The sequence below is a fragment of the Rhizobium mesoamericanum STM3625 genome (genome assembly GCF_000312665.1).
Lineage (GTDB): Bacteria > Pseudomonadota > Alphaproteobacteria > Rhizobiales > Rhizobiaceae > Rhizobium > Rhizobium mesoamericanum.
In genome coordinates, this window is record NZ_HF536772.1 from 3271166 (window position 1) to 3287355 (window position 16190).

General features: G+C 58.0%; 12 protein-coding genes and 1 pseudogene. 10 read left to right on the forward strand and 3 right to left on the reverse strand.

The window, feature by feature from the left end:
* Window positions 1-253: 253 nt before the first annotated feature.
* The 5 genes from BN77_RS16080 (at window position 254) to BN77_RS16100 (ending at window position 5221) form a co-directional block, all read left to right on the forward strand.
* Window positions 254-721, forward strand: a complete 468-nt coding sequence (locus BN77_RS16080) for a MarR family winged helix-turn-helix transcriptional regulator (RefSeq protein WP_007533751.1) — start codon at window positions 254-256, stop codon at window positions 719-721.
* A complete protein-coding gene (locus BN77_RS16085; protein ID WP_007533753.1) occupies window positions 711-2804 on the forward strand; it encodes an FUSC family protein in 2094 nt (697 codons plus the stop codon). The genes BN77_RS16080 and BN77_RS16085 overlap by 11 nt, the downstream gene beginning before the upstream one ends.
* Window positions 2801-3010, forward strand: coding sequence for a DUF1656 domain-containing protein (locus tag BN77_RS16090; RefSeq protein ID WP_007533755.1), 210 nt, complete (start codon window positions 2801-2803; stop codon window positions 3008-3010). Before BN77_RS16085 ends, BN77_RS16090 begins: the two co-directional genes overlap by 4 nt.
* On the forward strand, window positions 3007-3873 hold the full coding sequence (locus tag BN77_RS16095) for an efflux RND transporter periplasmic adaptor subunit (protein WP_007533757.1): 867 nt from the start codon (window positions 3007-3009) through the stop codon (window positions 3871-3873). The genes BN77_RS16090 and BN77_RS16095 overlap by 4 nt, the downstream gene beginning before the upstream one ends.
* A 139-nt stretch (window positions 3874-4012) precedes the next feature.
* Entirely contained in the window at window positions 4013-5221 is a 1209-nt protein-coding gene (locus BN77_RS16100) for an adenylate/guanylate cyclase domain-containing protein (protein ID WP_007533760.1), read from the forward strand.
* A 179-nt stretch (window positions 5222-5400) separates the two neighbouring features.
* Here the strand turns inward: BN77_RS16100 and BN77_RS16105 are convergent, their stop codons facing one another.
* From BN77_RS16105 to BN77_RS16115, 3 genes are all read right to left on the reverse strand, one after another.
* Complete coding sequence (locus BN77_RS16105) at window positions 5401-6426, reverse strand: Lnb N-terminal periplasmic domain-containing protein (RefSeq protein ID WP_007533762.1); 1026 nt, start codon at window positions 6424-6426, stop codon at window positions 5401-5403.
* 126 nt (window positions 6427-6552) lie between these two features.
* Window positions 6553-7083, reverse strand: coding sequence for a DUF1269 domain-containing protein (locus BN77_RS16110; protein ID WP_007533764.1), 531 nt, complete (start codon window positions 7081-7083; stop codon window positions 6553-6555).
* Window positions 7084-7502: 419 nt separating this feature from the next.
* Entirely contained in the window at window positions 7503-8642 is a 1140-nt protein-coding gene (locus BN77_RS16115) for an alpha/beta hydrolase (protein ID WP_007533767.1), read from the reverse strand.
* Between the two features lie 254 nt (window positions 8643-8896).
* Between BN77_RS16115 and BN77_RS16120 the strand changes: the two are divergent.
* The 5 genes and pseudogenes from BN77_RS16120 to BN77_RS16140 form a co-directional block, all read left to right on the forward strand.
* Window positions 8897-9465, forward strand: a pseudogene (locus tag BN77_RS16120) (MFS transporter); the annotation flags it as partial.
* 302 nt (window positions 9466-9767) lie between these two features.
* Window positions 9768-10127, forward strand: coding sequence for a hypothetical protein (locus BN77_RS16125; RefSeq protein WP_007533770.1), 360 nt, complete (start codon window positions 9768-9770; stop codon window positions 10125-10127).
* A gap of 167 nt (window positions 10128-10294) precedes the next feature.
* Window positions 10295-11968: an ABC transporter ATP-binding protein/permease gene (locus BN77_RS16130; RefSeq protein ID WP_007533771.1), complete on the forward strand. Its 1674-nt coding sequence runs from the start codon at window positions 10295-10297 to the stop codon at window positions 11966-11968.
* Window positions 11969-12044: 76 nt separating this feature from the next.
* On the forward strand, window positions 12045-14489 hold the full coding sequence (locus BN77_RS16135) for a phosphoketolase family protein (protein WP_007533772.1): 2445 nt from the start codon (window positions 12045-12047) through the stop codon (window positions 14487-14489).
* 157 nt (window positions 14490-14646) lie between these two features.
* Window positions 14647-15963: a glucoamylase family protein gene (locus BN77_RS16140; RefSeq protein WP_007533773.1), complete on the forward strand. Its 1317-nt coding sequence runs from the start codon at window positions 14647-14649 to the stop codon at window positions 15961-15963.
* Window positions 15964-16190: the final 227 nt, after the last annotated feature.

Sequence of the window (16190 nt, forward strand, 5' to 3'; positions counted from 1 at the left end):
TGACAGAACAGACAGTGCGGCAAGCATTGCGTATCGGCGCATAGGGTCTCCAACGGATGCTCGGCGATTCTCTAAGAAACTATTACGACCTATGGTTAATTTTTTGCTTCCTCGGCAGGCTTTTCACCAAAGAAATGGCACCTACGACAACGAGGACGCGGTACCTGGTCACAAAAAGATCCGCAAACCACAATCGCGGGTTTTCCTCAAAAATAGCATTGCATTCTAATCGATAGGATATTATCTAATATGCATGACAACGAATCCAAAGCAAACTTGGGCCGAGTTCGCACCCTTGCTTATGATCTGCGGGCGCGGGTGGCGTCGGGCTTTGAACGACATTCTGACCGAGCACAACTTGTCCGACGCGAGCGCCGCCCCGTTGATAGCGCTGCTTCGGCACGGCGACCGCATACCGCAGGGTGTTCTGGCTGAAAGGGTCGGTGTGGAAGGGCCAACCCTCGTGCGGGTTCTCGATAGCCTGGAAAATGACGGCTTGATCCGCCGGGTCCCCGATGATGAGGACCGTCGCATCAAGCTAGTGCAACTCACCGGAGGAGGCACAGCGGTCGCAGAACGCGCCGAAAGCTGTGCGGCGGAGCTGCGAGCACACATCCTCGGCGACCTTGATCCTGAGAAGGTCGAGGCCGCCCTGGAGGTTCTGCGCGCCGTCGCGGCGAAAACCGCGGCCCTAGCCGGAATAAAGGACAATGACGAGTAACAAGAATGCGACCGATCCCAGTCTGGGAGACGTCGTTTTTTCCATCAAGACCTTCGCAGCAGCGATGCTGGCGCTTGGAATTGCGCTTTGCTTCGACCTGACAAACCCTTACTGGGCGGTCGGCACGGTTTACATCGTGGCCCATCCGTTGTCGGGGGCGAGCACGTCGAAGGCCATCTACCGACTGATTGGCACGGCGCTTGGCGGCACGGTTACGGTGATCCTGATCCCCAACCTCGTCAATTCGCCGGAAATGCTGACGCTTGCGATTGCGCTGTGGATGGCCTTTTGCCTAGGCGTAAGCCTGCTTGATCGGACGCCACGGAGCTATAGCTTCATGCTGGCCGGATATACGACCGCCCTGACCGGTTTCCCAATCGTCGCAAACCCGGATACGGCCTTTACCTATGCAACGGCCCGTGTCCTCGAAATCGCGCTCGGCATCATTTGTGTTGCGGTTGTCAATCGCATCATTTTCCCCCGGCATGCCGGCCCGGTTCTGGCTACGCGCATCAATACCTGGCTGCGTGACGGCGCCGAGCTTGCCACCGGTACGCTGAAGGGCAGGGGACGCGATCCCTCGCTGTTGGCGGCAGCTCGCCGCCTTGCAGCCGACGCGGTCGATCTTCACAGCTTCACCACCCACGTCGCTTACGACACCTCGGCGCTGCGCGACATCGTTGGTCGCACTAGAATATTGCAGCAGCGCATGGTCGCGATGCTGCCGATCGTCTCGGGCCTGGCGGACGTGCTGAATGCACTCGAGAAGGCGACGGCGGGAAAATTCACACCCGCTATTACCACGCTGGTCAGTGAAGTCACGGCGCTGCTCGAAAGCGGCGTGCCTCTTGCCGAGGAAAAGCGCCAGCAGCTCCTTACCCTGATGAGCAAGGCCGAGGAGGAGGGACGCGAGCAGCAGGAGTGGAATGGACTGCTTGCTCATAACTTCACTGCCCGCATCCGGGATCTTGTGCAGATCTGGGGAGACTGTCTCAGCCTGCGCCAGGATATCGAATCCGGATCTCGTCATGACCTTCGTTGGCGCCGCTTCGGCACGTCATTCGAGCGGGCTCCAATTCACAAGGATTACGGCATGGCCATTCACTCCGGTCTGTCTGTAATGCTCGCGACGTTCATCGCGACAGCGCTCTGGATCTATACCGGCTGGCCTCAGGGAAGCGCTGCTGCGATGATGGCTGGCGTGCTTTGCTGCATTTTCTCGTCGATGGACGATCCGGCGCCGATGATGATCAAGTTCGTCAACGTCGCCATCGTGACCGTCATTGCTGCTTTCGTCTTCCAATACGGCCTGATGCCGTTGATCCACAGCTATGCCGAACTCGCCGCCGCTCTTGGATTGGTGCTCGTGCCGGCGGGGCTGTTGATGACCAAGCCGTCTCTCGCTCTCTATGGCATGGGTTTCTGTGTCAACCTGCCGAACATGCTGACGTTGCAGGACAGGCTGAATCTCGACTTCACGTCTTTCGTCAATTCGAATGCTGCCATGATCATCGGAATGGTGATCGCCTGCGGCACGACAGTTCTCGTCCGTTCGGTTGGCGCTGAATGGACCGCCTACCGTCTGCTGCGGTCCGGCTGGACCGATATTGTCGCTGCAGCACGTCGCCCCGAGGAGGTCGACTTTACTCGGCTCCTCTACCGCATGGTCGACCGACTTGGCTTGGTTGCACCGCGCCTTGCCATGATTCCCCCGGAATCAGCGGTCGCCCAGACCGATATCCTGCGGGATCTGCGCAATGGCTTAAACACTCTCGAGTTGCAGCGACACAAGCAGCTAATATCGCGTGACAGGCGAGAGCCGATCGAGAACGTGCTGTCGGGTGTCGCGGCTCATTACCAGCTGAAGCAGAAGAGCCGGGACGCGCAACCAGACGCAAACCTGCTCAAGACACTTGACCAGTCGCTCGCGGCGTTGCTCGAGGCCGGAAAAACTTCGCCGATTGAAGGCGCACGCCGTTCCATGACGGCACTCAGATATACCCTTTTCCCGGATGCAGCCTCCTTGTCTGTCGTTGCTGCCACTGGCGCGGGAGGAGGAACTGCAAAGGAAAATGCCGCATGAGGCCTGATATCGACATTTACGGGGTCTTCATCCCGACGTTCGGCGCCATCGCGCTCGTCGCTTACGTCCTCAACGCCGTCCTGCGACGCGTGCTGGCGTCTGTCGGTTTCTACCGGCTGGTCTGGCATCGACCGCTTTTCGATACGGCCATGTATTTCTGCCTGCTTGGCGCCATCGCGCTCTCTTTGAATAAGGTGTCGTTATGAAATCGCTTCTCGCTCATTCCGGTCGCTTCCTGCTCACGGGTGTCTTCGTAGTCCTGGCGGGAGTACTCGGATGGCATCTGTGGGATTACTACATGGACGAACCTTGGACGCGCGACGGCAAAGTCCGCGCCGACGTGGTACGACTCGCAGCCGATGTTTCCGGTATCGTTAGCGAAGTAGATGCAAAGGACAATCAGGCCGTCCACAAGGGGGACGTGATCTTTCGCATCGACCAGGCACGCTTTACGCTTGCTTTGCGTCAGGCCGAAGCGCAGATCGAGAGCACCAAAGCGGCGCTGGACATGGCGAGAAGCGATGCCGAGCTCTATCGCAAACTCGGCGAGAGTTCCGTAACGCGGCAGAAGATCCAGCAGGCCGAAACGACCGTTCAACAGGACGAAGCCGCCTATAACCAGGCCGTGATCAACCGCGACACCGCGCAGCTTAATCTGGACCGCTCCGTCGTGCGGGCGCCTGTCAACGGCGTGCTGACCAACTTCTCCATGCAGCCAGGCAACTATGTGACGGCCGGAACGGCCGTTACCGCACTGATCGACAGCGATTCCTATTACGTTGCTGGTTATTTTGAAGAGAACAAGCTGGATCGGATCAGGATCGGCGATCCCGCGCTCGTCTATTTGATGGGGAGCAAAACACCTCTCAAGGGGCATGTCGACGGTGTCGCCGGCGGTATAGAGGACCGAGAGCGAAGCGATACAAGCGCTCAGCTCGCCAATGTAACGCCTACCTTCACCTGGGTGCGATTGGCTCAGCGCGTGCCGGTACGTGTTGCGCTCGATGCGCTGCCAGAAGATACCGCGCTTGTCGTCGGTCGTACGGCAAGCGTCACCATCGTCAATTGATCGAGCCGGCTCCAAGAGCCGCCTTGGCAAGCTGTAAGTTCACCGGTCTGAGCGTGTCCCACTGACGCCCGGAACAGAGTCCGCTGGGGCGATGCCGCTCGGTTTTCGGAAAATGAACGTAGACGCCTAGGAGATAGCCGTGGACGATCGCCACGTTATAGAAATCACCGCCTGGCTGATGCACAGTGGCCTTAAGGGGGTGGCCGAAGCAGACTTGCTCGCCGGCTTCTGCGAACGATGTCGCGCGCATGGACTTCCAGTCGAGCGCTCGGTCGCCGTCATGGACACACTGCACCCGATCTATGAAAGGCGCGTCTTTCGCTGGGACAGCAGGGAGCCGGTCGAACGCGTTTCGGAATATGGCTTTTCCAGCGTCGGCGCGATTGCTGACAATTGGCTTCGTTCCGCCTTCCATCATTTGGAAACCACAGGCTTTGGAGAAGTGCGCAGAAATCTTACCAATGGCGACCCGACCGATTTCTACCTGCTTGATGATCTGAACGCGGCTGGCTTCACGGACTTCATTGCGATGGCGCACCGCTTCGGAGATGGTGGGGCGATCGGAGAAATCGACTGCTTCTTCTCGCACTTTGCCACGCGATCCGAAGACGGTTTCTCCCACGGTGATATTGCCGTCTTGCGCGATCTGCTTCCCTGTCTGGCGCTGGCCGTCAAATGCGTGACGATCAGCGGGGTGGCCGGCACGATCGCCAAGGTCTATCTCGGACAGGATGCCGCAAATCAGGTCCTGCACGGCAAGATCACCCGTGGTCAAAGCGATCGTATCTCGGCGGCCCTCTGGTTTTCGGACCTCGCCAATTTCACTCACATCTCGGATACGATCGATCCGGAAGAAATCATTCCGATGCTCAACGACTATGCAGATGCCGTGATCTCGTCGGTCCAGGAGGCGGGTGGCGAAGTCCTCAAGCTGATGGGCGATGGCACATTGGCGATCTTCAAGGGCAGGCGACCGAGCGAGGCCTGTTCCGCGGCGATGTACGCCCGCTCGCTGCTCGACATGCGCCTGCTCGACCTCAATGCTCAACGCCGCATCGAGGGCAGGCCCGTCACCGACGTTTATCTCGGTCTTCACCTCGGTGAGGTGTTCTATGGCAATATTGGCAGTGAAGATCGGCTCGATTTCACCGTCATCGGACCTGCGGTCAATGAGGTTAGCCGCATCGTCTCTCTCTGTCGGTCGCTGCAGCGGCGCCTTTTGATGTCTGCGAGTTTCGCGGCGATCATTGCGCCATCGCAGATCGATAGCCTGCATTCGATCGGCCTGCACGTGTTGCGCGGCGTCAATCGAACCCAAGAACTCTTTACGATGATGCCCGCTGTCTGAAAGGGAGCTCCAAAGGGTTCGGTCCCCACGACGCTTCGGACTGGTAGGGCATTCACGATGAAATATGCCTCGATTGCCACATCGGATATGCCGAACATGAGCGTGAGAGCGTCAGGATGGTTGCAGCTCGCAATGGATGAATATTTTCGCGCAAAATCAGCTTGGCTTCGTTTTCGCTGTCAACCACCCTTGAGTACCGGCCGGATGACTCTCGAGTAGTCATCACCCTGAGCCGGAGAAGCTTGCGCCTGGCTGCTGATCTCCGCCTGCTTCTTGACCTGCGACAGGGGAAGGTCGGTGCGGATCAGGCCGCGGTCGTAGAGATAGTCCGGAAGATAGCCGGATACGATGATGCGCCAGTCGAAGGGGATGCCTGGATCGATCAGTCGGGCGAGCCTGAAGACGATCGTCGTGCAGTTCGCTGTTATCGTCTGATAAAATTCGGGTTCCGCTGCCAGTGCGTTGGCCTTGTCGATATAGGACATGAAAAGAGCCCGCGCTACCTTTGGAGGAAGGAGAAGAGGGTAGAGCGAGACCGTCTCGCGGCGGATATTGGTACGCAGGCGGACGATGTCGCTTTCTTCGGCTGCAATTAGCACCAACTCAAATTCCTTGAAGAACCCGCCGATCTCCGAGAACGCTTCACTTCGTTCCTTTCGGATCTCGGCGGAGAAGACGATGTGGCGGCCATCCGAAAAGCCAAAGCTGACGAGAGTATGGGCGATTGCGGGGTTGCTCCAGACAGAGTTAAGAAGGTCCACCGACTGCAGTGAAGCAAGATCGTACTGCTCGGTTCGCCAAACCGGATCGAAGTCCTCGGTCGTCCGCCACTGGAAACTCCGAACGTTGTATAGGGTGATCCGGTCGCCTGCTGTCGTTGCGGTGACCCCGTGGGCGACATCGGCCGCCCAGTCCCGATCGTTACTTGGCCTGATGCTGCTCCACCAGTAAGAACACAGCAGCATTGCTGCCAAGAGGAGCACGCAAGCGAGGAGAGGGCGCCGTCTGACAGCCAGAACGGCGACAAGACCGATGAGAAAGCCTGCGGAAATAACGGGCCATTTCCAGCCGGGTGCGGCCTGATAGAAGGCGGCAAGTGTGAACCATGCTGTGAAGATAACGATCACAAGCCGAAGGACGAACCGAGCCATGAATGCCAGGGCTCGCCATTTGCGGGGGGTTGCCATGGTGGAGATTGTTGTCATGTTCTCTTCCCGAAATGCCGCCCGGGACGCCACTCGCGACCAGAATCGCGCGGCCCTGTGAGAACCACAATAGATTTGCGGGCGGCCCTGTTACCCCGGATCGATGAGCAAGGCCGCACCCCGGAATTAGGCAGGACCGGCTTCGCTTGGGTTGCCCGAGAGCGCCTTGCGAAGTCGCTCTTCCTGATCCGGCGCAAGCGAGGTCTTCAGGACACGCCCACGCAATCCCTGGAACTCGGCAAGCACTTTCTCCGGCTGCACCTTGCGCACGAGGACGAAGAGAGCGGAGGAGGAATTCGGTATGGTTGCGCCGAGAGACTTGATGAACTCGTCGTCGATGCCGTAGTCGGCGAGCGAGCCTGAGATAGCGCCGGTGCCTGCGCCGACCAGACCGCCGATCGCAAAGCCCGCGAGTGGATTGAGGAACAGCAAGCCGACAAGGCCGCCCCAGAGTGAGCCGGACAATAGCCCAGACGTGGCGCCGATTGCCGTCAGGTTGAGACTCTGCTTGAGGTGGACCTTGCCGGCCTCGTCTCTAACCACGACCACTGCATCCTCTAGGTCGACCAGATACTCCTTCTTCAGGTTGTGCAATTTCAGCAATACCTTATCTGCTTCGTCCATTGCATCGAAGCCGATCACGACGAGTTCCGACATTGGTTGATCCTTTCGTTTGACACCGAGAATATGGAGCGGACCAACTGGCTGAAAAGCCTTCTTCCACCCGGTTTTGATGTCGACGAGCGGCGAATGACGCGCGGCCTTCCATACTCGGCTTGCGATCGCATGCGTAGTCCTGATCTGCATGGGTATGATGAGTGGTCTTGCCGAAGCGCGCCCTGTCCTGCCGTTACTTAGCGGCGGATTGGCTTTATCGCAGGCGACACGGACAACCGGACCGCCGAGCGACACCTTGGATGCGGCCGCTTCTTCAAACTTTTGGAAGAAAAAAGCCTTCCGTCGGTAGCCATTGACCTTACCAATGAGCCAGGCAGAAACTGGCTGTGGAGCGGCCGCTGACTACGTTACGGATTAAAGCGTGGCCAAGACGTGACACGAGCGGAAACGCATCTTACCTATTCGGTGAGCGCTTGCGGCTTGAGGTCGCCCTGCAGCGTTTGATCAACGGGGCGTTTCTTGGGTCGTGCGGGCTGTTCAAGCACGGTCACCGGCGCGGCGACTGCGGTGGCAGCCACATTGCCAATGGTGGTCACCGTTCCACCGACGACGGCCGTCAGACCCTGACCGAGCGAGACGTTTGAATCCGTCAGCGTCTGTCCGGTGATGATGCGCTGGCCAATCAGCTGGACGATTTCTGGACTTTCGGCGAACTTGCCGTGGTTTAGGCCTTCGCCCTTCACCTTGGTGAGGTCGATTGCAGTAATGCCCGCAGCTTCGAGTTTCGAGCGATAGGGCTCCACGGTCGGATCGATCGCGCCCAGACGCGAGACCTTTCCGGTGATGAAGCTCGACACCGCGAGCGCCTTGTCATCCTGCGATACGAAGATCGTGAATTTCGGCGTAGGCTTGCCCATTTCGGCAAATTGCTTAGCAAAGACCTGGATGTCTATATCCGGGGAAGCGAGAATGACATTGTGAATCTTGCTGTTCACATGGCCGTCACGGATACCCATTTGCCGCAGCGACTCCATCGTCAGCCAGGTGCCCATGGAGTGCGCAAGTATCGTGATATCCTTGACATCAGGGTCGGCAGCGAGGGTCCGCAAGGCCTGCTCGAGTGCTGTGCGCGAATAGTTGGTGCTTTCCTTGTCGTATTCGTAGGCAGTGACCTGTGCGCGTGATGGCCAAGTGAAAAGGAGTGGGGTCGCCTGCATGCCGGAATCGTGGACGATCTGGGCGAGGCGGAAAACCGAATCTTCGTATTTGTTATTGAAGCCATGAACGAAGACCAGTGCTCGCCCACCCTGGATGTTCTGGTGGAACCAGGCGCGCCCCTGTGGAATCGTGTCAATTTCCTTCACGCTGGTTACTGCAAAGTCGGTCGCTGGATTGGGCGGCAGCCGCTTCGGCCATTGGACGGTGCCGGGCTCCCGTTTCGGCGGAATGGAGACGTCGACTGCAGTCAGGTAAGGCTTCGGACTGCGTTCGCCCGTGAACAACGTTGCAGGGTCGCCGGAGGGCTGACGGGTGGTCGCGACCAGCATGCTGACCTTCGCGGTGTTTCGTGTTGCAGCCGTCAGCGCAACAGGCGCCATGACCCCGCTTGGGTGACCACAACTGGCAAGAACTGCGGCGACGAGCAACGGTACAAGTGTCCGAACAGTGCGGGCAGCAATCACGTTTCCGGTTCCCCTCAATTGAAAACGCAAGCACCTTACGGTAGCCAGACCAAAGTGAAAGTACTTTACAGTAACCACGCAGATGTTACGTGCAATTCGCACAACATGCCCATATCCCATTCCGAGTTTTGAGCGAGTGTTACCAAATGGCAACGAGCCTTTAAGGGCCCGCGCTCGGCTATGGTGGGACCTTAGTCGCCTTTACCTTTCTGGCGTCGATCCTGCAGGAAATCTCCGGCTTCGCGGCCGGTACCGTCAACCTCATTCTCGTGGTCTACGGTATTGCGATCGCCATCGGCATTGTCGCCGGCGGCAGGCTCGCCAACCGCAATCCAGTACGCGCCGTGGCGGGACTGTTCATCGCGCAGGCAATCGTGCTCGTGTTGCTCAGCTTCACCGCAGCATCGCTGTTGCTGGTGGTTCCGACGCTGGCTGCACTTGGCTTCCCTTCATTCGCAAACATCCCGGGCCTGCAGATCTATGTCGTGCATCTTGCAAAGCAAGTTCGCCCTGCTGCCGTTGACGTTGCGTCGGCCTTGAATATCGCGGCTTTCAATTTCGCTATTACCGTCGGCGTATGGATCGGTGGCCTGATGGTTGTATCTCCGCTCGGCCTCGGGGACAACACCGTGGGTTGGCGCATTCCTCTTCGTTGGAGCCTTGGCTCTGACGCTCTGGAGCCGCGCCCCTCGACAGTCGCGCCGCATCCGATGCGGGTGCCGCCACACAGCCCGCCTGATCACAGGTTTTGGAGAGCTGGCTTCTCAAAAATTGCCTGCGCGACGTCTGCCGCGTAGGCCATTCTGTTAGTACGGGCATACGGTTGGCTCCTGCGCTAACCCGTCCGGACGGACTACGCGACGGGCTTGCATTCGCAGGAGCCGGTGGATATTCTCCTCCATATAAATACGTAGTGATATAATATATTTCCGCTTCCTCGAGGCATGCGACGACCTCTTTTTGACGAGAGTTTTAGCAGTGCTCCGACCAGGCGCCTAAGCAACTTCTAACAATTTCGCCTCCCTTCATGAGGATCGATTGATGGTTAATTCGTCGCTGCGGACAATCATCACGTCGCTGAAGATACCGGTCGCAACGCTTGCGGTTACATTGGCCTCGCTTCAATTTCCTGAAGGCTCCGGCTCGGCCGAGGCGCAGGATCCCTTTGCCAGTTTTCCGGTGGTTATTACGTGTGAATACAAGGGGACGTATCACGCGTTCTATCTGTCGAGAGTGTCCAAAGACGGTACGGCGACTTTCGTGGCCTCTGATCGGATTGCCGGTACGATTACGTTGAACGGCCAAGCCAAAGCGGTTGGTGGGTCAGACGGCGGAACATGCTTGGGCAAGACTCTCAAGGAGCTGCGGGCATCAGGGCAAGCGCACGACTTGAAGTCTTAGACCACCAACATAACGCCTTTGCAGGCTATCGGTCTGCGAGAGCTTAGCACGGGGGACCGATGGCGCAGGTGGACTGAACGGGGAACAAAATGTGAGCAAACCGTCCGAGAGGCCGGGATATTGGCAACAAAACCAGGGCATGGCTCGGCGCGGAAAAGGGGGGAGGCATGGAAAACCGACAAGCTCCCTTTAGGGTAACAGCGAGCCGCTTTCTGCGTTCCGTGAGGCTCTTCATCTCGTCGGATGTTGGTGGCCGTGCAAAGCTTCTGATCGCGTGCCTTGTGGCACTGCTCTTCGGGATTAACGTCCTGAATGTGCTCAATAGCTTTGTTGGCAGAAACTTCATGACGGCGATCGCCGACCGGCAGATCAGCGAGTTCTCCCGACAGGCCGTCTTCTATCTCATCGTGTTTATCGGCTCCACCGTCGTATCCGTATATGCGAGTTTCACTGAAGAGCGTCTCGCGCTCCTGTGGAGAGATTTCCTCACGGGTCGCGCCATCAATCTCTATCTCTCCAACGGAGCCTTTTACCGGCTGGATCTTTCGGGGGAGCTCTCTCATCCGGATCAGCGGATGTCGGAAGATATCCGTGCGTTTACCGTGACGACGCTGTCCTTCCTTATCATGATCTTTAACAGCAGCCTGACGATCCTTTCATTTTCAGGGGTACTTTTATCCATCAGCCCCGTGTTGTTCGCTGTTGCCTTCCTTTATGCTGCATGTGGCTCCCTTCTGACGGTCCGGCTGGGGCGACCGCTCATCAAGCTGAACTACGATCAGCTCGACAAGGAGGCAAGCTTCCGGGCGGGTCTCATCCAGGTGCGGGAAAATGCCGAGCAGATCACGCTGTCCGGCAACGAGCGCCAAATGAATTCCTTTCTAGCAAGCCGCCTCGATGATCTGGTTTCGAACTTCCGCGCCATGACATCGGTGAACCGCAATGTCGGCTTCTTCACAACCGGATACAACTGGCTGATCCAGCTCATCCCGGCCCTGATCATCGCACCGGCGTTTTTCCGTGGCGACATCGAATTCGGGGTCATCACTCAGTCGGCAGCAGCCTTCGCGATGCTTGTCGGGGCCTTCTCACTGATCATCAACCAATTTAAGTCGATCTCCAACTTTGCCGCCGTTGTGACGCGGCTCAGCATGCTGCAGGAAGCAATCGAAAATTCTGAGCGCCGTACAAAATCGCAGATTGAGATCGACGGCAACCGAGACGGCCTTTCTTACGAGAGATTGACCCTGCTTTCGGAGCGCGATGGCTCACCGTTGTTCCGCGAGCTTACAGTGACCATTCCGTCTGGTTCGCGGGTACTGGTCACCGGCCAGAGCGAGAACCCGCCAAACGCGCTCTTCGGGGCGACCGCCGGTCTTGCATATCCCGGCTCCGGCAGAATTTTTCGTCCCGCTACCGACAGAATCCGCTTCATTCCGCAACAACCCTATCTTCCGCCAAGTACGTTGCAGCAGATCATCGTTCCGCCGGCGAAGAGTGTCGCTCTTTCGGATGAAGAGATTGCGGCGCTGCTTGCCGAATTCGGACTCGAACACATCTCTACAAATCAGGGAGGTCAACAGGAAATAGAATGGCTTACGGTTCTCACCCCGAGAGAACAACAACTGCTGATGCTCGCCAGCGCGTGCGCGGCTAGGCCACAGGTCGTTTTGCTGGAGCGGACCGAGGTCACGGTGGGGTGGGACCAATTATGTCGGATCATGACACGCTTTTCGGAAGACCGCATTGCCTGTGTTCATATCGGGAACGCAGCCCAGGTATCGTTCTATCACGCCATTCTGCAATTCGCGGATGACGGTACCTGGCGCTGGCAGACGTAGCATAACGGCTGGCGGGCCGTGGAGGAAATACATCGCAAAAGATTGAGGCGACAAGAAACTCGCTAGGAGGCTGACGATGACGAACGCGACTCTTTCAACTGAAGACTATTCAAAGACCACTCCACTGGGGGGCGAAGAACTGCGCTTGATGGACGCCTATTGGCGAGCATCGAACTACCTCTCGGTGGGGCAGATATATCTGCTCGACAATCCGCTTCTGAAGGAGCCGCTCAAGCGCGAGCACATCAAACCGCGGCTGCTTGGTCACTGGGGAACCTCGCCCGGCTTGAATATGCTCTATGTGCACCTTAACCGGGTGATCAAGCGCGACGACCTCAACATGATTTACGTGATTGGGCCAGGTCATGGCGGACCATCTCTGGTTGCGCATGCCTATCTGGAAGGAACCTACAGCGAGGTCTATCCGAACATCAGCCAGGATGCCGAAGGTATGCAGCGGCTTTTCAAGCAGTTCAGCTTCCCTGGTGGCATTCCGAGCCACGTCGCTCCCGAAACTCCAGGAAGCATTCACGAAGGCGGTGAACTGGGCTATGCCTTGAGCCATGCTTATGGCGCAGCCTTCGACAATCCGGATTTGATCGTTGCCTGTGTCGTCGGCGACGGGGAGGCGGAAACCGGCCCGCTCGCGACGGGGTGGCATGGCAATAAGTTCCTCAATCCCGCCCGTGACGGCTGCGTTTTGCCGATCCTGCATCTTAACGGCTACAAGATCGCCAATCCGTGCTTCCTTGCCCGCATTCCCGAAGAGGAACTGCGGAAGTTCTTCGAGGGGATGGGATATGCCCCACTCTTCGTCGAGGGACACGAACCCGACAAGGTGCAGCAGCAATTGGCCGCGGCGATGGATACCGCCGTTGAAGAGATCAAGAGGATCTGGGCGGAGGCGCGCGAAAAGGGCAATCTCAAACGCCCGGCGTGGCCGATGATCGTTTTCCGGACGCCCAAAGGCTGGACTTGCCCGAGCGAAATCGACGGCAAGAAATGCGAGGACTACTGGCGATCGCACCAGGTCCCGATGGGCGAGATGGACAAGCTCGAACACATCGAGATCCTTCAGGATTGGATGAAGACCTACAAGCCCGACGAGCTTTTTGACGAGAACGGCAAGCTGCGCGCCGAGTTTGCCTCGTTGGCCCCTGCAGGGCACCGCCGAATGAGCGCCAACCCGCACGCAAACGGCGGCCTGCTACTGCATGACCTGAGGATGCCGGACTTCCGGGATTATGCGGTCTCCGTGCCGCGACCCGGAGCGACAACGACCGAATCGGCCAGGGTTATGGGCAAGTTTCTGCGTGACGTCATGAAGCTAAACCTGAATAGTAAGAACTTTCGGCTGTTTAGCCCCGACGAGAACAACTCCAATCGCTGGCAGGACGTTCTGGAGGTCACTGATCGCTGCTACATGGCCGAAATCTATCCTGAGGACGATCACCTGTCGCCCGATGGGCGCGTTATGGAGGTGTTGAGCGAACATCAATGTCAGGGCTGGCTGGAAGGCTACCTGCTGACTGGACGCCACGGCTTCTTCTCCTGCTACGAGGCCTTCATTCACATTATCGACTCCATGTTCAATCAGCACGCCAAATGGCTGAAAGTGTGTAACGACATTCCGTGGAGGCGGCCGGTCGCGTCGCTTAACTATTTCCTGAGCTCGCACGTCTGGCGGCAGGACCACAACGGCTTCAGCCATCAGGATCCAGGCTTCATCGACCATGTGGTCAACAAGAAGGCCGAGGTGATCCGCGTCTATCTGCCGGCCGATGCCAACACACTGCTTTCGGTCACCGACCATTGCCTTCGTAGCCGCAACTACGTGAATGTCGTCGTTGCCGGAAAGCAACCGGCCCCGCAATGGCTGACCATGGACGAGGCGATCAAGCATTGCGCCGAGGGCCTGGGTATTTGGGAATGGGCCAGCAACGACAAGGGCAGCGAGCCAGACGTCGTGATGGCCTGCTGCGGCGACGTTCCGACGCTGGAGACGCTGGCTGCGGTACAGTTGCTTCGGCAGCACCTGCCCGAACTGAAGGTGCGCGTCATCAACGTCGTCAACCTCATGAAACTGCAGCCTTCGAGCGAGCATCCGCATGGACTTTCCGACCGCGATTTCGATACGCTGTTCACCAAGGACAAGCCGATCATCTTCGCGTTCCATGGTTATCCTTGGCTTATCCATCGCCTGACCTACCGGCGAACCAACCACGGCAATCTGCATGTGCGGGGATACAAAGAGGAGGGCACGACCACGACGCCCTTCGACATGGTGGTCCTGAACGAACTAGATCGCTTCCATCTTGTCGAAGATGTCATCGATCGGCTGCCGCAACTCGGTGCCAGTGCCGCCTACCTGAAACAGCGGCTCCACGAGAAACTGATCGAGCACCGGCAATATATCGAGAAGCATGGCGATGACATGCCTGAAATCAGCGGGTGGAAGTGGGGCGCCCAAGAGCAGACAGCCAGCAGGCACCGGACATCCACGGAAGGCGACAATATCTAGGGGCGCCAGGCTTGCAGATTGTTGTTCGGCTGGCGGCATTGAATGCCGATGCAATACGCAAATCGCCCCTGCAGACGCGCAGAGGGTGATTTGCGGGTCGGAACGAAGACGGCACCCACGGCCAAGTAACCGCAAAGCTGTTGGGAATGGGGGAGCCATGATCGAGGTATCAACCGCACCGGATCCAGAGTTCACCGTCAGTGATGAGGATTTCGCGCGATTGCAGTTTACGACGCTGCTTTATTATCTGCATTGCACGAACCCCGACAACGGGCTCGTTCGCGACAAGACACAAGACGGGGCACCGGCGAGTATTGCGGCGATCGGTATGGCGCTTGCAACGATACCCGTGGTTGTGAACCGCGGCGTCATCATCCGCGAGTTTGCCGCCAAGATCACCCGACGGCGGCTCGAATTTCTGATGCAATGCCACCAGGGACCGGAGCCAGATGCCTCCGGCTACAAGGGCTTTTTCTATCATTTCCTTGATATTGAGACCGGCCGCCGGGTGTGGGAATGCGAATTGTCGACCATCGACTCGGCGTTTCTGTTTGCCGGTGCCCTGACTGTTGCCACCTATTTTGATGCAGACACGGCCGACGAGGTCAAGATCAGGACGCTTGCGACGTCGCTGTACGAGCGGGCGGACTGGAACTGGGCGCGCGATCAGGGTGCGACACTGACGCACGGCTGGAGGCCGGAGTCCGGCTTCATCCCTTATCGCTGGCGCGGTTACGACGAAGGTCTACTTCTCTATATACTGGGGCTAGGCTCGCCGACGCATCCGCTACCACCGGAAAGCTATGCGGCCTATACCGAGAGCTACGAGTGGCGAAACATCTTCGGGCGCGAGCTGCTCTATTCCGGCCCGCTCTTTACGCATCAGTTGTCGCACATGTGGATCGATTTCCGCGGCATTCGCGATGAATTCATGCGCGAGCATAACAGCGACTATTTCCAGAACAGCCGACAGGCGACTTTCGTGCAGCAGGAATATGCGATCCGAAATCCGATGGGTTTTGAAGGCTATGGCGAGCATTGCTGGGGATTTACCGCAAGCGACGGCCCCGGCTGGCATACGGCGGAAATCGGTGGCGTGCGCCGTGAGTTTTTCGATTATATTGCTCGCGGCGCGCCGTTCGGGCCGGATGACGGGACCGTATGTCCTTGGGTTGTCGTGGCATCACTACCTTTTGCGCCTGAGATCGTCATTCCGACCGTTCGCAGCTTCGCGCGGATGAACTTGGGGATGACCCGGCTTTACGGGTTTAAGCCTTCGTTCAATCAAACCTTCAAGGATGCGACTAGCCCGACAGGCTGGTGGATCAGTCCCTACCATTTCGGGATCGATCAGGGGCCTGTGGCGCTGATGATCGAGAACTATCGAACGGGCTTCCTGTGGAATCTGATGCGCGACTGCGAACCTGTCGTTTCCGGATTGCGCCGGGCGGGCTTCACCGGCGGGTGGTTGTAGGCAGCTCTTTTTTCGCTGATTTCGAGCGCGCCTTGTCAATGATCGGAGACGGCGAGCCTGTTCATTGGGCCCGGCCCGCCAGGATTATCGAGATCCGCGGAGCTGATCGTCCTTCAACCAGTTCCGGTTGAAGACATTCGCCGTTTTCTCCGTCATCTGCGAGGTGTGCACGATGTCTTCCCGCAGCCACCAATCAATTGAGGTTGCAGGTGCCGAAAGTACTCCCT